Below are 18086 nucleotides of genomic sequence, written 5' to 3'. Positions count from 1 at the left end.
TTTCATGCCACGCCCCATGTATGACCGCATCGACCGGGCGATCCTGGACCACCTCCAGCGCCACGGCCGCACCCCCAACGTCGACCTCGCCGAGGCCGTACGTCTGTCACCCTCGTCCTGCCTGCGCCGCACCAAGGCGCTGGAGGAGGACGGGGTCCTGGCCGGCTACCGGGCCGATCTGGACCGCGAGCGCCTCGGCCTCGGGCTGACGGTGTTCCTCTCCCTCAAGGTCGAGCACTCCCGCACCACCTCCCGGGTGGTCGAAGAGGCACTGAAGGCGATCGAGCACGTGGTCGCCTGCCATGTGGTCTCCGGCGACGCCGACTTCCTCGTCGAGCTCGCCGTGCCGGACCTGCGCACCTTCGAAGAGGTGCTCACAGACCAGATCCTGGCCATCGGTCCCGTTCGCGACGCCCGCAGCACCTTCTGCATCCGCACCGTCATCGACCGCGGCCCGCTACCTCTCGCCTCCTGGCCCGCCCCGCGTGCATGACCGGATGCCCCGGCGCCATGTCGATCACGGGATGGCGGGGGCACTTCACTCGCCGTGAACTGGCACGGCGAGTGAAACGACGTCGTTCATGCGGGAGTTCGGCTCGCCGCGCGTGCCGGTCACCAAAACCACTCGGCTGCACCCTCGGGTGGCGGGTGCGGGGCGCCTGTGCGGCACCCCGCAACGGGGAAGGTCAGGCGACGCTCTTCGCGGCGGTGACGATCAGGTCCGTGACGGCGTCCGGGTTGGGGGCCGCGACCAGATGGACTCGTCGCCCGGCAGCCGTGGCGGGCGACACTGCAGCGTTCCCGCGGCCTTGCGTTCCAGTGCCAACGACCGGAACCACGACGACACTGGCTCGACCGGGCGCACAGCTTGATCCAGCAGGATCGGCGTACCCGTAGGCACCAGACGCCGCTGGAACAGAGCGTCGCAGGTCGGAGGCGCGCTGGGAGATGCCGTGCTGTCACTCGGATGAGACACCTTCAAGTGTCCGGAGAACCGTCCCACTTCGGCTCACCCGCCCACCCCGGCAGCAGCGCAGGGTCGGACACAGGGGCGGACCGCCCATCGGCAAACCGAGTGCGCGTACGCACCCGACTACCGGTCCGACCACGGCAGGTCAGCGCACTACAACACCTCGCCGGGGGCCGTGTGCTGAGCTCCTGGCGCACGTCCGGGCAGCGCAGCCGGACACCGGGCTGCCCGGATCCCGTGTCGTACGGTCTGATGTCGCGGCCGCCCACCGTCCGCAACGGATCTCCCCGAACCCGGCGGTGCCGCCGGTGGGGCCGAGGGATCTGAACCAGTACCGGGAATCAGGCCGCGACGAGCTCCCTCTCGCGTTCCGGCGTCTTGACCTTGGGCTTCTTGTTCGGCAGCGAGAGCCGGAAGACCTTGTGCCACGCGGAGAACACCTGCTTGGGCAGCGGCCCGGTGACGTACTCCAGCTCGTACTTCTCGAACAGCGCGCGCACCTTCACGGCGACCTCGGCGTACCGGTTGCTCGGCAGGTCGGGGAACAGGTGGTGCTCGATCTGGTGGGACAGGTTGCCGGTCATGAAGTGCATGGCCTTGCTGCCGCTGATGTTCGCCGAGCCCATCATCTGGCGCAGGTACCACTGGCCGCGCGTCTCGCCCTTGATCGACCGGCGCTCGAAGACCTGCACGCCCTCGGGGAAGTGCCCGCACATGATCACCGAGTGGGTCCAGATGTTGCGGACCAGGTTGGCGGTGAACGTGGCGGCGAGCGTGGGGAGGAACGACGGGCCCGACAGCAGCGGGTGGATCACGTAGTCCTTGAGCACCTGCTTGCGGATCTTGCGGCCCACGTCCTTGGCCCGCGCGCGGAACTCCGGGTTGTTGCGGCGGTGCTTGTGCAGGTTCTTGCCGAGTTCCAGGTCGTACGCTGCGATGCCGTACTCGAAGAAGCAGGCGTTGATGAAGTTCCACAGCGGCTGGCCGAGGTGCATCGGGTGCCACTTCTGGTCCTCGTCGACGCGCATGATGCCGTAGCCGAGGTCGTTGTCCTTGCCGATCACGTTGGTGTACGTGTGGTGCAGCTCGTTGTGCGAGTGCTTCCACTGCTCGGCCGGCGAGACGTGATCCCAGTCCCAGGTGGTGGAGTGGATCTTCGGGTCCCGCATCCAGTCCCACTGGCCGTGCAGGACGTTGTGGCCGATCTCCATGTTGTCCATGATCTTCGCCACGGACAGACCGGCGGTGCCCAGCACCCACGCGGGCGGGAAGAACGAGAACAGCAGCACGCCCCTGCTGACCAGCTCGAGCTTGCGCTGCGCCGAGATGACCTTCCGGATGTAGGCGGCGTCCTTCTCGCCGCGGTCGGCGATCACCTCGTCGCGGATCGCGTCCAGCTCGCGGCCGAGCTCCTCGATCTGCTCGGCGGTCAGGTGGGCGGTGGGGTCGATGGCGGTCAAGGTGCTCCTACCGTTCGATGTCGCAGGGACCCGCGGCGGCGGACACGCAGGTCTGGATGAGGACGCCCGGCTCGGCCTCGGTGATCTCGCCGGTGCGCAGGTCGCGGACGGCGCCCGCCTTGAGCGGCGTGACACAGCCGAAGCAGATGCCCATGCGGCACCCGGAGGGCATGAGCACGCCGGCCTCCTCGCCGATGTCCAGCAACGGCGTGGCGCCGTCCGCGTCGACGGTCTTGCCGGTGGCGCTGAACGTGACCTCGCCACCGTCGCCGGCGACGACGATGCCGGGGCGGAAGCGTTCGGTGTGCAGGCGCTCTTGTACGCCGTGCTCGGTCCAGTGCTCTTCGGCGGCGTCGAGCAGGCCCGCGGGCCCGCAGGCCCAGGTCTCGCGCTCGGCCCAGTCGGGCACGAGTTCGTCGAGACGGGCGATGTCGAGCATGCCGTCCGTGTCGGTGTGCACCTCGGTGAGCCGCAGCTTCTTGTCCGCGACCAGGTCGTGCAGTTCGTTGCGGAAGATCACGTCCTGCGGCTGTGGCGCGCAGTGGACCATGACGACGTCGTCGAACTCGGTGTCGCGCAGCATGCCCATCACGGGCGTGATGCCGCTGCCGGCCGTGAGGTAGAGCACCTTGGCGGGCTTGGCCTGCGGCAGCACGAAGTCACCGGTCGGGTGGTCGAGCTGGATCAGCGTGCCCGGTCTGGCCCTGCGGACCAGGTGGTTGCTGACCTTGCCGTCCGGGATCGCCTTCACGGTGATCGTGACGCGGCCGTCCTGGCGGTCTGTCGGCGAGGTGAGGGAGTAGGCACGCCACAGGCGCACCCCGTCGACGTCGACCCCGATCCGCACGTACTGACCGGCTGTGTGGCCGCGCCAGCCCCGTCCCGGCCTGATCACGATGGTCGCGGCGTCACCCGTCTCGGGGTGCACGGCCTCGATGCGCCCACGCAGGTCAGCGCCCGCACGCAGCGGGCTGACCAGGTCGAGGTAGTCCGACGGCAGCAGCGGTGTCGTGACCATCTCCAGCAGTTTCCACGCCCTGCTGCGGAGGGCTGTACTCGTCATGACTTCAGCTTGCTGCGCCTCAAGGCGTAAAGTCCTGTCCGTAGGACGTGAATCTGGTCGGCTGAATTGTTCGCAGGGAACAAGAACGTGAGCCATGTAACCCGGAGGGCCAGCGAGCTGGCTCTGGATGAGACGACGGTCACCGTACTTCGGGCCGCGCTGAAGAGCACCGCCGACGAGGTCGTCCAGGCGATCATCGACGAGGTCCCTTCCTACGCCAACGCTCTTTCGGGCCGCATGGGCGGCACCATCCGCCGAGCCGTCCGCACCGCCCTGGGGCACTACCTGGACCTCGCGAGCGGGAACGCCACGGGCGGCGACGGCGGCGACGCAGCCTACGAGCTGGGCCGCGGTGAAGTGCGCGACGGCCGTTCGATGGACGCCCTGCTCAGCGCCTACCGCGTCGGCGCCCGCGTGGCCTGGCGATGCCTGGCAGCGGGTGCCGTACCCGCAGGTCTGCCCGCAGCGGAGGTCGCCAAGTTCGCCGAGCTGACCTTCGCCTACATCGACGAACTCTCCGCCGCGAGCGCAGCGGGCCACGCCGACGAACTGGCCGCCCGGGGCCGGGCCCACGAGCGCCACCTGGAACACCTGGCCCGCGACCTCCTCGCCGGCGCGAGCCCGGACGTGCTGCTGGCCTCTGCTCAACGGGCCGGGTGGCAGCCTCCGGCTTCGCTGACCGCGGTCCTGCTGCCCGCCGCCCAGGCAAGGCCTGCCTACCGCACGCTCGACCCGAGCACCCTCGTCCTCGACGATCTGCCGGACGCCACCGGCGTGCTGCTCGTCCCCGACGCCGACCGATCACATCTCTTGCGGCAGCTGACCGACCGCACCGCAGTGGTCGGCCCGGCCCGGCCATGGACTCGCTCGACCGCCTCGTACGCACGAGCCGTACGCGCACGCTCCCTCTCCTCCGATATTCGCGACACCGAGGACCACCTGCCCGAGCTGGTGCTGAGCGCCGACGCGGACGCGTTCGCAGACCTGCGTGCCCGAGCCCTCGCACCGTTGCGGACCTTGCCTGTCGCGACCGCACGGCGGCTGGAGGAGACCTTGCGCGAGTGGCTGCTGCACCAGGGCAGACGGGACGAGGTGGCGGCGGCGTTGTTCGTCCATCCCCAGACAGTCCGGTACCGGATGTCGCAGCTGCGTGAGCTGTTTCCGGATCTCGCATCGCCACAGCGGGTCCTTGAGCTGACGCTGGCGGTCGGTCTTCGGGTCAGCTGACGCGCACTTCGACCGTCCACGCCCGCGTCCGCGAGCGGTCCAGGAATCGTGCCTCGTTCTCGGTGCCGTCAGTTGGCTCATGCGGCCCGAGGAAGAGCGGTATCGGCATGACCGGCGGGGCGGCCAGGCCGGGTCACCAAGGGATGATGGGGAGGGAATGACGGAACGTGAGGTCAGGAGTTTCCATGGCGCAGCGGGTTCACCGACCCCGTGAGGACGCGGAGTTCAATTTCATCCTCGGGATGAGCGCAGTTCCGGTCCTCGCATACTTCACCGGGACATGGCCCAAGGCAATCGAGCCCTGCCGGGTGATGGACCTCGTCGTGGGTGGCATCGCCGACGAATACACGGGCCGCCTGACGGCCGTCCGCGCCGACATCACGCGTTGTCCGGCCGCAACCGAGCGATACGGGATCACCGGAGCCCCGTCCTACGTCCTGCTGAAGGAGGGAGAGGCGGTGGCGCACGGGACGGGGCCTATGACCGTCGCCGAGGTACGGAAGTTCCTGGACGGCCACCTCTGAGCGGCCGCTGCGGCACGTGGCCGCGACGCCCGTCACGTCTCGTCCATGGGAGCTGCGCTTGAATCGCTCACAGTCCAGTGACCACACCGTCACCAGACGTAGCCGCAGAGCCGAGGTTATCAAGGGCGGGGCGGATGGTGCGCGGTTCGAAATGCGACATCAGCACCTGTCCGTCCGCGTCGGCACCGGCGTCGGCATGTTCCCCACTACTTCGTGTGCCTTGCGAACGGGCGAGAGCTGGGTCCAGCTGATCGAAGTGAGCCGGTCCCTCGTGGCCTTCCGCTGGACCTGCGTCTTCGTTCGATCCAGAAGGTCAGCGCGGGAGTGCGTACGGGTCGTTCGCGGGCAGCCAGGAGTCCGGGGCGTGGATCCCGAGTTCGCCGACACCGTCGCACAGGGCGTCGACGGCGGCCAGCACCCCTGCGCGGGCCTCGCTCTCCCGCCGGACGAGGGACCAGGTCCAGTACACCCTGGGCGCGACGACCTCCCGGCGGACCAGGTCGGGCGGCAGTGGAGTGGTCTGCCCCTTGGGCGAGTTGAGGACGGGGCGGGTGCAGCGGCGGACGTGATCGAAGAAGGCCGGCCCGGTGATCGCCCCGTCGGAGATGCGCAAGGCACGGGCCCCGGAGTCCCGCGCCAGCTCTTCGGCGTACGCGTTCCAGGACGCCCAGGAGGTGAGGTCGTCGTCGATGAGGACGTCGATGTCCGCGGCCGTCACATCGCCGGTGTCGGCGCCCTTGGCCACGGCGTAGAGACGGTCGGCGCCGATGAGCCGGGCCCGCAGCCCGAGCCGCTTCAGGTCCTCGGTCCGTACCCAGCACACGGCGAGATCCAGGCTGCCGTCGGCGACCCGGGCGACCTGGGTGTGGGAGGGCGCGACCCAGGCGTCGACATGTACCCGGGCCACCGATGCGGTACGCGAAGTCAGGTCCGCGGGGAGCCAGTTGACGTATCCCAGCCGTACCGACTCCGAGCCCGCCAGCCGACCGGCCTGACGCTTCAAATCGTCGGCTCGTTCCAGTAGGGCCCGGGTGTGCGGGAGCAGGGCGGCGCCGGCGGGGGTGAGGGAGACCGAGCGGCGGTCGCGGTCGAACAGCCGCACGCCGAGGTCCCGTTCGAGCGCCTTGATCTGCTGGGACAGCGAGGGTCCCGCGATGAGCAGCCGCTCGGCGGCCCGGCCGAAGTTCAGTTCCTCGGCGACGGCGACGAAGTACCGCAGCTGGCGCAGCTCCACGCCGGTCATGCTACGCGTGCTGGGAGGCTGCGCCTATCAGCAGCGAGAAGACCGGTCGTGGCATTCGCGCAGGTGACGGGCCCAGGATGAAGGCAGAGCGGGGCGTCGGCACGGCACCCCGGCCCGCGCCCGGAAGGAAAGGGACCATGCGAGAGTTCCTGGTCGAGATCACCACCACCGTCCCCGAGGGCACCGCTCAGGCGGAGGTCGACCGGCGCCGCGCCGCCGAGGCCGCTCGCGCCGCGGAACTGGCCGCCGACGGCAACCTCGTCCGCCTGTGGCGCCCCGTGGGCGAACCGCGCAGCATCGGCGTGTGGCGGGCCGCCGACGAGGAGGAACTCCACGAGAAAGTGCTCGGCACACTGCCGTTGCGCCCGTGGATGACCCTGACCGTCACCCCACTGGAGCCCCACCCCAACGACCCGGGCCGAGCCGGCGGCCCTCGGTGACCGCCATGTCCCTGGGAGTGAGCACCCTCGCCCTGCCCGCCGCCGTGCTGAGAATCGGCTTCTCGCAGCACATGCTGGTAGTAGGCCACACGGCGTCCGAACGGCAGCGAGAATCGGCGTAGGACGCCCCGACCCGCGAGGCGGCCGCACCGCCGCGCCCCGCATTCGGCCGACTGACCAGGAGCCGCTCATGAACACCGCACGGGACCTCGCGATAGTCGCCCTGGACATGGCACCGGACCACCCGGTGGAACAGGGCGATCTGTCTCTCGCGCTCGCGGCGGCCGAGGTGTTCGACCTCATCGACGCCCGGGCCCTCGTCCTGGACGGCGACCTCATCGCACCCAGCGCGCAGGCGCCGACGGGCGACCGTCTGCTGGACGAGGCCGCCTCGTCTCTCGTACGGCAGGAGCCGTACGAGTCGGTCGAGGAATGGCTGTGGCGTCGGGGCCGGGGACTGTCCGCGGCCTATGTCGCGGACCTGGAGCACGTGGGGCTCACGGCGCGGCCCCGGGGCCTCCGGATCCCGCTGCGGGCCCCGCGGACGGTGCCGGTCGACTCGGCGGCCAAGGAGCGGGCCGAGGAGCGCTGGGCATCGGGGGAGCCGGTCCTCACCGCCCTGGGCACCGCTGCCGGTATCCGCGAGGAGTCCGCCGACGCCGCCGAGGACCTCACCGACGAGACCGTCACGACCGTGCTGGCCGCGGTCGGCGACGCGGTGATGGAGCTGGAGGCCGTACGGCAGCGGCGGGCGATCGAGGACGCCGCCTTCGACAACGTGTGGCGGGGCTACTAGGGGCTGATCAGGGCCAGCGGTGAGCGGGCGCGCCCAGCAGGGCCAGGCAGTTGTCCCACAGCGGTGTCAGGCGCTGGGTGCTGTTGTAGAGCTTCGCGAACATCACCTGGCCCTCCAGCTGGGCCACCACCGCCCGCGCCGCCTCGTGCGCGTCCGTCACGGTGACGTCTCCGCGCTCCCGGGCCTCCGCGACGACCGACTCGACCATGTCGACCTGCGCGTCGAAGATCTCCTGGAGCCGGGCGCGGACCGCCTCGCTCTGGTTGCTCAGCTCCAGGGTGAGGTTCCCGAACAGGCACCCCGACACGGTCCCGCAGCCCTCCTGGACGGCACGCTGGCCCGCCTCCGTCTCCTCGAACAGCCGCCTGAGCCGGTGCAACGGCTCCCCGTCACCGTCCAGTGCCTGGGTCCAGTCGCGCCGCTGCGCCGCCCAGTGCTCGTCGACGACGGCGAGCGCGAGGGCCTCCTTGGACTCGAAGAAGTAGTAGAAGCTGCCCTTCGGCACCCCGGCCGCCTTGCAGATCTCGGCGACGCCCAGGGCCGAGTAGCCCCGCCCCTCGATGAGCGAGCGCGCGGCACCGAGGATCTTCTGCTTGGCGTCACTCGTGCGTCCCACAACGCGAGTGTACGTAGGTACTAGACCGGTCGGCTAGCCATCCGGGGGCCTGCGGTGGACCTCGGCCGTCAGAGCAGGGGGAACCCGTCGGCCTCCCGTCGCTCCAGCCGGGCGACCAGATCCGCCGCCGACGCCTTGATGGTCTCCAGCCCGGCCCTCCCCCACGGCCGCGGCTCCACGTCGACGACACACACGGTGCCCAGCGCCATCCCCGTACTGTCGATGAGCGGCGCGCCCATGTACGAACGGATACCGAACTCGTCGACGATCGGATTCCCGGCGAACCGCGGATAGTCGCAGACGTCCTCCAGGACCAGCGCCTTGCGTCGCACCACCACATGGGGGCAGAACCCATGGTCACGCTCCATGTGGCGGCCCAGCTCCGGCTTGGCGTCGTCGGCCCGCGTCAGGGTCACCCGGTGCCGCGCATGCAGGCCGGCGAAGAACTGCCCGTTCTCGTCGATGAAGTTGACCATGGCGTACGGCGCCCCGGTGAGCTCGGCGAGATGACCCGCGAAGACGTCGAGGGCCGGGTCGGCATGATCCCCCAACCTCAGTCGGAGCAGTCGCCGGGCGCGGGCGGGGGCCTCCTTGTCCTCGGGGGTGAGCAGCAGGCGAGCGACCGGATGGGGTGGGCCGTAGCTCATGGGTGGATTCCGTCCCTGTGGGCGAACGTCATATGCGGCTCCGGGCTGGGTGTGTGCGGATGTCACATGTGGGCACCATGGCTGGGCGCGGGTGCCGGTGTGTGGGCGATGAGGTGACGTACCAGGGTCAGCAGGGTCTGGACTCCAGAACTGGAGATCCGGGCGTCGCAGCGGACGACGGGAATCTCCGGATCCAGGTCGATTGCGGCGCGGACCTCCTCCGGGTCGTATCGGTGGCCGCCGTCGAACTCGTTGATCGCGACGATGAAACCGAGGCCGCGCTGCTCGAAGAAGTCGACCGCGGCGAAGCAGTCCTCCAGGCGCCGGGTGTCGGCGAGGATGACCGCGCCGAGCGCGCCTTCCGAGAGCTCGTCCCACATGAACCAGAACCGTTCCTGTCCGGGCGTGCCGAACAGATACAGGACGTGTTCCGGATCGAGGGTGATGCGTCCGAAGTCCATGGCCACCGTCGTCTCGACCTTGTTCTCGACACCCTCGAGGCTGTCGGTCGCGGCGCTGACCGTGGTGAGCAGTTCCTCCGTGCTGAGCGGTGCGATCTCGCTGACCGCGCCCACAAAGGTCGTCTTGCCTACCCCGAAGCCTCCCGCCACCAAGATCTTCAGCGCGGTGGGGAAGGGGTCAGAGCTGTCGTCGTAGTCCATCGAGCACTGCCTCCAGAAGAGCCCGGTCTGTCGGGTTGTGGTGGAACTCGGGGGGCTTGGTGGTGAGCGCCCCGCAGTCGACGAGGTCCGCCAGCAGCACCTTGGTGACCGCCGCCGGCAGCTTCAGGTGGGCGGCGACCTCGGCGATCGAAACGGGGGCGCGGCACAGGTCGAGTGCCTGCTCGTGCTCGGGGCCGAGGTAGCCGAGGGGGGTCGCCCCGGTGGCCATCACCTGCGACATGAGATCGAGCGCGACGGTGGGCCGGGTACGGCCGTTGCTGACCGTGAAAGGGCGCACCAGCCGTCCGGCCGCGTCGTCGAGCCAGGGCCCGTCGCCGGCCGCCGTCATGTTCAAGGCCTCATCGCAGGGGGTTCGACGGAGTGCTGCCGGGGAGCGGTGACCAGGTAGGGGCGGACACTCTTGACGAGCATGGCCATCTCGTAGCCCAGCACGGCGGCGTCCGCCTCACGTCCGGCCAGCACGGCGAGACATGTGCCGGAGCCGGCCGTGGTCACGAAGAGCAGAGTCGAGTCCAGCTCGACGACGACCTGACGCACGTCCCCGCCGTCGCCGAAGCGGACGCCTGCGCTGCGGCCGAGTGAGTAGAGGCCGGAGGCCAGGGCGGCCATGTGGTCGGCGCTGTCCGGGTCGAGGCCGTGTACCGACTTCACGAGCCCGTCGCAGGACAGCAGGACCGCGCTGCTTGTGTGCGGCACGCGCTGCACAAGGCCGCTCATCAGCCAGTCGAGATCGGAGACATGGGCGGTCGGCGCTTCGCTCGCCATGATGGATCGACTCCTTGAGGTACGAATGTCTGCGGGAGCGCTGGGGTTGGGGGTGGACTCCCAGGCGGACTTCGAGCTGGTCATGGTCGTGGTCATCCGGCTGGTGCGCTCCCGTCGGGCCAGGTGGTGTGGTCGGTGCCGGGCACGGGCCCGGGGTGTGGCTCGGTTGCGTGGGCCGGGTCCATGGGTGATGCACCCATGGGGGGCCGGGTGGTCGTAGGGGTCGCGTCCATGTGGAGTGCATCCAGGGACGTCGGGCGCAGATGTGGGCTCTGCGTGCGGCCCGTGTCGAGGCCGGTCGGCTCAAAGCGACTTGGCGCCGGGCGGACGGACTCCAGACGGGTGGGTGGGGGCGGCGTGGGGTTCGGGCGGGTCGGCTCCGGGAGGGACGACGTGGGGTCAGAGGCCGTGCGTGGTGAGGGCGTGTACGCCGGTGTGGTCCCGTGGGCGGTAGCGGTGTGTGCCGAGTCCATGTGACCCGCGCTCATGTGCCCGGTGTTCGCGTGCCCCGCGTTCGTGTGGTCCACGTTTGTGTGACCGGAGCTCGCAAAGCCAGACGCCATGTGGCCGAGAGCTGTGTGGCCAGACGCTGTGTGGCCCAGGAGCGTGCGCCCCGAAGCCGTGTGCACGGCGTCCATGTGGCCCGCGCCCATGTGACCGGGACCCATGTGTCCGTCGCCCACGTCGCCGACGTGACCCGAATCCATCTGTCCACCAGCCATGTGCTGGCCGCCCACATGACGCGACTCCACCCGTCCGGACTCCCCGAGCCCCAACTCCGTGGATCCGCCACCCATGTGCTCGCTACCCATGTGCTCGGCGCCCGAGTACCCAGCCCCCATGTGCCCGACCTCCATGTGCCCGGCACCAACGTCCCCGGCACCCAGTGGCCCAGCCTCCACAGACCCGCCACCCACGAACTCGGCATCCCCGCCCACCGACTCCATGTGCTGCTGTGTCTCCGCCAACCCGATCCCCCGCTGGAAGGCAGCCATCAACCCCGGGTCATGCCCGGCGAGAGACTCGGGCTCCTGGCGTGGAGCGGGGCCTCCCCTGAGCTGGGGCGCGATGTGCTCCTGGGCCCGGCGGCGCGGAAGTGTGGGCTTGCCCATGGTGCCGCGGACGGTGCTGACGCGTGGGGTCGGCGGTGTGCCGGAGTTCTCCGCGACGAGCCGGCGTTCGTCGGGCCTGATGCCGGGCACGGCCTCCGACGGGTTGGCCCGTTCCTCCCGGGCGCCGCGCATGGGCAGCGGCGCCGGCCCGCTGCCGTTCGCACTCGGACCCGAGCCCCTCCCCTCGGCCTGCGGCTGCTGCCGAAGCGACGCACCCTGCGACCCATGTGACCCGTGCGAACCCTGCGCCTGCGGCGTCTCCGTCCCGCCCAGCTGCCCGCCGCTCTCCATCCCGGGAGAAGCCGCAGGCGATGACCCCGTGGCCGCCCCGGCGGACTGCCGACGCTGCTGAGGCGGCACCGGCGCCTGCTGCGAACGCACCTGCGCCTGCTGCGTACGCGCCTGCGACGGGGCCTGCGCAGCAGACAGCGGCGGCACATCCGTACCCGCCACCCCCTGCGGCTCCTGCCCCCGCGTCGCACTCACGCGCGCCCCCGGTTCCGTCCCCAACAAGCCCTGCGGCACGACGAGTACGGCCTGGACACCGCCGTAGATGTTGGTCTGGAGGCGGACATGGATGCCGTGCCGCTTCGCGAGCTGCGAGACGACGAACAGGCCGATGCGCCCGTCCGCCAGCAGGCTGGCGACGTTGACCTGGTCGGGGTCGGTGAGCAGGGCGTTCATACGGTTCTGTTCACCGACCGGCATGCCGAGCCCGCGGTCCTCGACCTCGACGGCGAGCCCCGAGGTCACGAGGTTGGCCCGCAGCAGCACCTGGGTGTGCGGGGCGGAGAACACCGTGGCGTTCTCGACCAGTTCGGCCAGCAGATGGATGACGTCGGCGACGGCGTGCCCGCGCAGGGTGCCGTCGATGGGCGGTACGAGCTTGACCCGCGAGTACTGCTCGACCTCGGCGATGGCCGAGCGCAGCACCTCGGTCATGGACACCGGGTTGCTCCACTGCCGGCGGGAGACGGCGCCGCCGAGCACGGCGAGGTTCTCCGCGTGGCGGCGGATGCGGGTGGCGAGGTGGTCGACGTGGAAGAGCCCCTTGAGCAGGTCGGGGTCCTCGATCTCGTTCTCCAGCTCGTCGAGGATGGAGATCTCGCGGTGCACGAGCGACTGCAGGCGCCGGGCGAGGTTGACGAAGACTTCGAGCTTCTGCTCGCTGCCCGCCTGGCTGGAGAGCTGGGCGGCCTGGACGACGGCGGTGACGGCGCCGTCGTGGGCGCGGGCCAGGTCGGCGGCGAGGAGTTCGAAGTCGTCGGCGCCCTCGGGCGGACCACTGCGCGGTTTGCGCTTCGGCGGCCCTTCGCCGCGCCGCAGCGTCTCCACGAGGGCTCGCAGATCGGCCTCGCTGCGCGCGCTGCTGCGGCGCAGTGCGCGGATGCGGTCGCTCACGGACCGGGCGGCGCGGTTGGCGGCCACGGCGGCGATCAGGATGCCCGCCAGGGTGACCGAGACCGCGCCGGCGAGCACTGCCCACAGGGTGAGGCTGGGCCGTGCCCCGGTGGAGCGCACGACGAACAGCACGGCCGCGCAGGCGCTGAGGGTCACCGCGACGGGCGGCAGTACCGCCAGCCGCAGCAGTTGGGGCCGTATATGGGTCTCGGGCAGCGCGGGTGCGGTGCGGGCGGCCGGGCGCCCGTGCCGCCCGCCCTCACGGCGGTCAGCGCGTGCGGCCGGGGCGCGTGTTTGAGACATCGGGGTCCTCGTACTGGTCCGTCGGTCGGGGGCCTGGGGGTGCGCGCGGTCTGCGCGGCCCGAGGCATGCGCCATCGCAAATGTCGGTCGACTGAGCCGACGAAATTCGGCTCCGCGTCGCCCAACGGACACTCACGGTAGTCGCCTCCGCATCAAGTGCGGTGGGCAGTTGACAAACTCCCGCAGGCAGCGTCCCGCTCTGGTATGAGGCTTCGTACGACAGACCGATAACCCACTCCACCGTTCGCCCACAAGGAGCAATCGAACGATCGGACCTGGTCAGAAGTGGTCACGGAGAAAAGTGGAGGGGCGGGGCACTTTTCATGCCCCGCCCCTCAAGGACGCGTCTCTTCCATGCCGGTCGCCGCCCACGCCGGGACGTTTCAGCACTCCACTCACCCGCTACGCGGACCCCAGAGCGTCACCACCCGTAACGGCGCACACTGCCCCCGGGCGCCGCACCGCACTCACCTGCGCCCCGCGCGAATCGCCGTGTGGGGCGCATGCGGTGAGTCCTCGCACGACCGTAGGCCCCTCCACGGCAGCCGCCCGCAAGGATAAGGACGCGAAAGGACGCCGAGAGAGACCCGCGGGCGGGACCTGCCGACGTATCCCCAAGCCGATCTAGGCGATCGCCGTGTCGCCCGCCTCCGATGCGACCGGCGGCCAGGCCGGCCACCCCTCCGCGGGCGCCTCGGCCACCTCACGCCACCAGGGCGTCACGGTCGAAACCGAGGCCGGCTCGAAGGGCTCACCGCAGCGCGGGGCCGCCAGGGTGACCCCGGCCTTGTGCGTGGCCCGCATCATCCACTCCCCCGGCTCCGCCCACGGATGGGGAGCCAGGTTGAAGGTCCCCCAGTGGATCGGCAGCATGACGCCCGCGGTGGGATCACCGCCCTGAAGGTCGAGGTGGGCCCGCACGCCCTCGTCCGGCGTCATATGGATGTCGGGCCAGAAGTCCGAGTAGGCGCCGACCTGGACCATCGTGGCGTCGAACGGGCCGTGGTCGGCGCCGATGTCCTTGAAGCCGTCGAAGTAGCCGGTGTCCCCGCTGTGGTAGATCCGGTGCTCGTCGGAGGCGACGACCCAGGACGCCCAGAGAGTGTGCTGGGTGTTGCGCAGTCCGCGGCCGCAGAAGTGGCGGGCCGGGGTGGCGGTCAGGGTGAGTCCGCCGACCTTGGTCGTCTCGTGCCAGTCCAACTCGCGCAGCCGGTCGGCGGACACGCCCCAGTGCTCGAGGTGGCCGCCGACGCCGAGCGGTACGGCGAAGAGTGTGTCGGTGTCGGCCAGCGCCTTGATGGTGGGCAGGTCGAGGTGGTCGTAGTGGTCGTGCGAGATGACGACGACGTCGACCGGTCCGAGGGCGGCGAGCGAGAGCGGTACCGGATGCAGCCGCTTGGGTCCGGCGAAGGGGAACGGGGAGCAGCGCTCGCCCCACACGGGATCGAAGAGCACGCGATGCCCGTCGATCTCCGCGAGGACGCTGGAGTGCCCCATCCAGGTCAGACGCAGTCCCGTGGCGGGCGGCTTGGAAAGGTCGGCGTAGGTGGTGGGATGCACCGGCACGGTCCCCGTCGGGGCCCTTCGCGGCCGGGCTTCCTTGTCGAAGTAGAGCTTGCCGAACTCCAGCATCGACCCGGACGGCCTGGTCCGTGCGGTACCTCCGGGGTTCTGGAAAACGCCGTTCCGGAAGTGCGGGGATCTACGGATGCGCGCCATGCGCTCACCGCTCGGATCCACGCCGAAGGCCTCGGGCCGCAGGGCGCGCAGCCCGGAGCTCGGGAAACGGAAACCGGCCACGCTACCTCCAGGTGGATTCGGTGAGGCCTTCCATTATGGTCGGCACCTCCGACAACCCCGGATGCACCCCGGATATGCCCGGGTGCGCCACGTCCGGCCGGGCTCCGGCGTCTCCCGCGAGTCATCCCGACGCCCAAGACCCTTCACCACGTTGACATGTCCCCGCCCCGCTCCGATACTGACTCATCGTTCAGTAGCAGCGCGAGGCCCCTCGATCCCGAGGAGGGCTGCCCCCGACCACGGAGACCCCATGACCACGCCCTTGCTGTCGCTCACCTGGACCGACCACATCACCGGCCGCCAGGGCTTCCTGGTCGTCGACCGGCTGGTGCGCGGCGTGGCCAGCGGCGGGCTGCGCATGCGGCCGGGCTGCACGTTGGACGAAGTCACCGGGCTCGCCCGCGGCATGAGCATGAAGGAAGCGCTGCACTACGACGCCGAGGCGCGGTACGTCCCCCTGGGCGGTGCCAAGGGGGGCATCGACTGCGACCCCCGGGATCCGGAGGCGTACGGGCTCCTCGTGCGCTACCTGCGCAGCATGCGGCCGTACATCGAGAACTTCTGGACCACGGGCGAGGACCTCGGTCTCACCCAGGACGTGGTCGACCGCGCGGCGGTCGAGGCGGGGCTCGTGTCGTCGGTCCAGGCCGTGTACCCGCTGCTCGACGACGAAGCGGGCGCCCGGCGACGGCTCGCGGAGGCGTTCGCGGTCGAGGTCGACGGCATCGGGCTCGACGAGCTGGTCGGCGGCTGCGGGGTCGCGGAATCGGTGCTGACGGCGCTGGACCGGGCCGGTGTGCCCTACTGGCGGACCCGCGTCGCGCTCCAGGGGCTGGGGACCATGGGCGGAGCCACCGCGCGCTTCCTCACGCGCGCGGGGCTCACGGTCGTGGCCGTCGCCGACGTCAAGGGCACGATCGCCAACCCGGCGGGTCTCGACGTCGAGTCCCTGCTGGCGGCACGCGACGCCTACGGCACGATCGACCGCGCCGCGCTGCGCCGCGGTGACCGGGAACTGCCGGGCGACGCCTGGTTGTCGGCCGAGGCGGAGGTGCTGGTTCCGGCGGCCGTCTCGTACGCGATCGACGCCTCGAACCAGGGACGGGTCACCGCCCGCTGGATCGCCGAGGCGGCCAACATGCCCGTACGGCCCGACGCGGAGGAGCTGCTGGCCGCACGCGGCGTCACCGTGCTGCCGGACGTGGTGGTCAACTCGGCCACGAACGCCTGGTGGTGGTGGACGCTGTTCGGGGACATCGGTCCGGACGCGGACGAGGCGTTCGCCCACACCAGACGCTCGATGCGGGCGCTGACCGAGCTGACCCTGGCCCGCGCCGAGGCCGACGGGACGGCCCCCCGTACCGCCGCCCACGCCATCGCCGCGGACCGGCTGCCGGAGATCACCGAGCGGTTCGGCTGGCACCGATGACGGTGGCCGCGCAGGGCCTCGCCCGACTGCGGCCGAAGAGCGGCTCGTGACGAGGCTTTAGGGTGACGGCGTGGCAAGAGTGCGGTTGAGCGTGGCGGAGCGGCGGGAGGAACTGCTGCGCGCCGCCGTGGAGCAGATAGAGGCGCGGGGCGTGGCGGCGGTCAGGATCGCCGACGTGGCCTCGGCGCTCGGTGTGAGCAACGCGCTGGTGCTCTATCACTTCGCCACGAAGGAGAAGCTGGTCGCGGCCGCGTTCACCCATGCGGCAGAAGACGACCTGGCCCATCTGCGCCGGCTGCTCGGCCGCCGCACCACGGCGCTACGACGACTGCGGGCCGCCGTGCGCTGGTACGCGCCCACCGGCCAGGCCAAGGGCTGGCGACTGTGGATCGAGGGCTGGGCGGTGGCGCTGCGCGAGCCCGCGCTCCAGGAGGTCACCCGGGACCTGGACCGGCAGTGGAAGGCGGCCATCACCGAGGTCATCGCCGAGGGTGTGGCCGCGGACGAGTTCGGGTGCCCGGACCCCACCGGCGCGGCCCTGCGTCTCACCGCCCTGCTCGACGGACTGGCCGTACAGCTGACGTCGTACCCGGGCGCCGTCTCACGCGCGCGTGCCCTGGAGTGGGTGGATGAGGCGCTGGCGCGGGAACTGGGGCTGGAACGGGCGGCGTTGACGGCGTCCAGACGGTGAGGAGCGCGGGCGCCGAGTTCGTTCCGGCAGACATGCCTGCGGGCCGTACCGATCAGTGATCGGCACGGCCCGCAGGCACCTGTGGCTCGGGAACCGCTCTCAAGCCACCGACTGGATACGCATCTTGATGTCGTCCGGGGACATGGCGCCCTTGGCCGTCACATGGTCCCCCGACGACTCGCCGCGCAGCCGCCGCCCGATCCACGGCACCAGGTACTCGCGCGCCCAGTGGACGTCGTCCCGGCGAACCTCGAGGGTGCCGCGGGGCGGGAGCGGCGGCCAGGGCTGGTCCGGGTCGGCGGGGATCTCCAGGCCGAGGACCTGACCCGCGCGAAGCGCCACGCGTGTGTGGCCCTCGGGGGACAGGTGGAGCCGGTCGCCGTCCCAGGCCCGGCGGTCCTGAACCGTCTTCAGGGACCACAGGTCGAGCACCGGACAGCCGTACCGGTCGGCGATGGCCCGCACATGACCGTTGTACGTGGCGATCTTGCCGCGCAGATGCTTCAGCACGGGCACGCCACGGGTGTCGAAGCCGGTCGTCACCATGACGGTGCCGACGGCGGAGGTGAGCCGGGCGATCGCCCGCTCGAAACGCTCGGCCACCTCGTCGGGGTCGGTGCCGGGCCGGATGATGTCGTTGCCGCCCGCGCAGAACGAGACCAGGTCCGGGGCCAGTTCTACGGCCTGGGGAAGCTGGTCCTCGACGATCTGGTCGAGCAGTTTGCCGCGCACGGCGAGGTTGGTGTAATCGAAGTCGCCCTCGGGGCGCCGGTCCGCGAGCAGGACCGCGAACCGGTCCGCCCAGCCGACGAACGCCCCGCCGGGGCCGGGGTCGCCGACGCCCTCGGTGAAGCTGTCCCCCACCGCGACGTACGACCCGATCACTGATCTGCTGTCACTCTTCGAATCGTCTGCC

At 70.7% G+C, this 18086-nt stretch carries 17 protein-coding genes and 1 pseudogene; 7 read left to right on the top strand and 11 right to left on the bottom strand.

The window, feature by feature from the left end; genetic code table 11:
- The first annotated feature begins 4 nt into the window (after positions 1-4).
- The gene (locus ACFQ6S_RS01285) at positions 5-493 is read left to right on the top strand and encodes an Lrp/AsnC family transcriptional regulator (RefSeq protein ID WP_383401668.1); all 489 of its coding nucleotides are present in this window, start codon (positions 5-7) and stop codon (positions 491-493) included.
- A gap of 818 nt (positions 494-1311) precedes the next feature.
- Here ACFQ6S_RS01285 and ACFQ6S_RS01280 read toward each other — a convergent pair.
- Entirely contained in the window at positions 1312-2430 is a 1119-nt protein-coding gene (locus ACFQ6S_RS01280; protein WP_383401665.1) for a fatty acid desaturase family protein, read from the bottom strand.
- A 7-nt stretch (positions 2431-2437) separates the two neighbouring features.
- Complete coding sequence (locus ACFQ6S_RS01275; RefSeq protein WP_383401663.1) at positions 2438-3493, bottom strand: ferredoxin reductase; 1056 nt, start codon at positions 3491-3493, stop codon at positions 2438-2440.
- An 87-nt stretch (positions 3494-3580) separates the two neighbouring features.
- On the opposite strand from ACFQ6S_RS01275, the gene ACFQ6S_RS01270 reads away from it, so the two are divergent.
- Positions 3581-4720: a PucR family transcriptional regulator gene (locus ACFQ6S_RS01270; protein WP_383401661.1), complete on the top strand. Its 1140-nt coding sequence runs from the start codon at positions 3581-3583 to the stop codon at positions 4718-4720.
- A 185-nt stretch (positions 4721-4905) separates the two neighbouring features.
- Entirely contained in the window at positions 4906-5244 is a 339-nt protein-coding gene (locus ACFQ6S_RS01265) for a thioredoxin family protein (RefSeq protein ID WP_383401658.1), read from the top strand.
- Between the two features lie 313 nt (positions 5245-5557).
- On the opposite strand, the gene ACFQ6S_RS01260 is transcribed toward ACFQ6S_RS01265, so the two are convergent.
- Entirely contained in the window at positions 5558-6487 is a 930-nt protein-coding gene (locus ACFQ6S_RS01260) for a LysR family transcriptional regulator (protein ID WP_383401656.1), read from the bottom strand.
- Positions 6488-6624: 137 nt separating this feature from the next.
- Between ACFQ6S_RS01260 and ACFQ6S_RS01255 the strand changes: the two genes are divergently transcribed.
- Together ACFQ6S_RS01255 and ACFQ6S_RS01250 are read left to right on the top strand one after the other, a co-directional pair.
- A complete protein-coding gene (locus ACFQ6S_RS01255) occupies positions 6625-6927 on the top strand; it encodes a muconolactone Delta-isomerase family protein (RefSeq protein WP_383401654.1) in 303 nt (100 codons plus the stop codon).
- Between the two features lie 190 nt (positions 6928-7117).
- On the top strand, positions 7118-7723 hold the full coding sequence (locus ACFQ6S_RS01250) for a GPP34 family phosphoprotein (RefSeq protein WP_383401652.1): 606 nt from the start codon (positions 7118-7120) through the stop codon (positions 7721-7723).
- 7 nt (positions 7724-7730) lie between these two features.
- Here ACFQ6S_RS01250 and ACFQ6S_RS01245 read toward each other — a convergent pair whose 3' ends face one another.
- The 7 genes and pseudogenes from ACFQ6S_RS01245 to ACFQ6S_RS01215 form a co-directional block, all read right to left on the bottom strand.
- Entirely contained in the window at positions 7731-8339 is a 609-nt protein-coding gene (locus tag ACFQ6S_RS01245; protein WP_383401649.1) for a TetR/AcrR family transcriptional regulator, read from the bottom strand.
- A 68-nt stretch (positions 8340-8407) separates the two neighbouring features.
- Positions 8408-8986: a GAF domain-containing protein gene (locus ACFQ6S_RS01240; RefSeq protein WP_383401646.1), complete on the bottom strand. Its 579-nt coding sequence runs from the start codon at positions 8984-8986 to the stop codon at positions 8408-8410.
- A gap of 62 nt (positions 8987-9048) precedes the next feature.
- Positions 9049-9648 carry an ATP/GTP-binding protein gene (locus ACFQ6S_RS01235; protein WP_147993091.1) on the bottom strand — a complete coding sequence of 200 codons (600 nt, stop codon included), beginning with the start codon at positions 9646-9648 and terminating at the stop codon, positions 9049-9051.
- Positions 9626-9997 (bottom strand): DUF742 domain-containing protein, encoded by a 372-nt coding sequence (locus tag ACFQ6S_RS01230; RefSeq protein WP_383401643.1) that lies wholly within the window; start codon positions 9995-9997, stop codon positions 9626-9628. The genes ACFQ6S_RS01235 and ACFQ6S_RS01230 overlap by 23 nt, the downstream gene beginning before the upstream one ends.
- A gap of 2 nt (positions 9998-9999) precedes the next feature.
- A complete protein-coding gene (locus tag ACFQ6S_RS01225; protein WP_062699186.1) occupies positions 10000-10434 on the bottom strand; it encodes a roadblock/LC7 domain-containing protein in 435 nt (144 codons plus the stop codon).
- Positions 10435-11567: 1133 nt separating this feature from the next.
- A pseudogene (locus ACFQ6S_RS01220) lies at positions 11568-13250 on the bottom strand (ATP-binding protein); the annotation flags it as partial.
- A 624-nt stretch (positions 13251-13874) separates the two neighbouring features.
- A complete protein-coding gene (locus ACFQ6S_RS01215; protein ID WP_383401640.1) occupies positions 13875-15050 on the bottom strand; it encodes an MBL fold metallo-hydrolase in 1176 nt (391 codons plus the stop codon).
- A 250-nt stretch (positions 15051-15300) separates the two neighbouring features.
- On the opposite strand from ACFQ6S_RS01215, the gene ACFQ6S_RS01210 reads away from it, so the two are divergent.
- Both ACFQ6S_RS01210 and ACFQ6S_RS01205 read left to right on the top strand, forming a co-directional pair.
- Positions 15301-16479 (top strand): Glu/Leu/Phe/Val dehydrogenase dimerization domain-containing protein, encoded by a 1179-nt coding sequence (locus ACFQ6S_RS01210; RefSeq protein ID WP_383401637.1) that lies wholly within the window; start codon positions 15301-15303, stop codon positions 16477-16479.
- A 70-nt stretch (positions 16480-16549) separates the two neighbouring features.
- Complete coding sequence (locus ACFQ6S_RS01205) at positions 16550-17170, top strand: TetR/AcrR family transcriptional regulator (RefSeq protein WP_383401634.1); 621 nt, start codon at positions 16550-16552, stop codon at positions 17168-17170.
- Between the two features lie 99 nt (positions 17171-17269).
- Here the strand turns inward: ACFQ6S_RS01205 and ACFQ6S_RS01200 are convergent, their stop codons facing one another.
- Positions 17270-18055 carry an SGNH/GDSL hydrolase family protein gene (locus ACFQ6S_RS01200; protein WP_383404253.1) on the bottom strand — a complete coding sequence of 262 codons (786 nt, stop codon included), beginning with the start codon at positions 18053-18055 and terminating at the stop codon, positions 17270-17272.
- Between the last annotated feature and the right edge of the window lie 31 nt (positions 18056-18086).

The sequence above is a fragment of the Streptomyces sp. NPDC056479 genome (assembly GCF_042795335.1).
Classification (GTDB): Bacteria; Actinomycetota; Actinomycetes; order Streptomycetales; family Streptomycetaceae; genus Streptomyces.
This window is presented reverse-complemented; position numbering and strand designations above follow the sequence as displayed.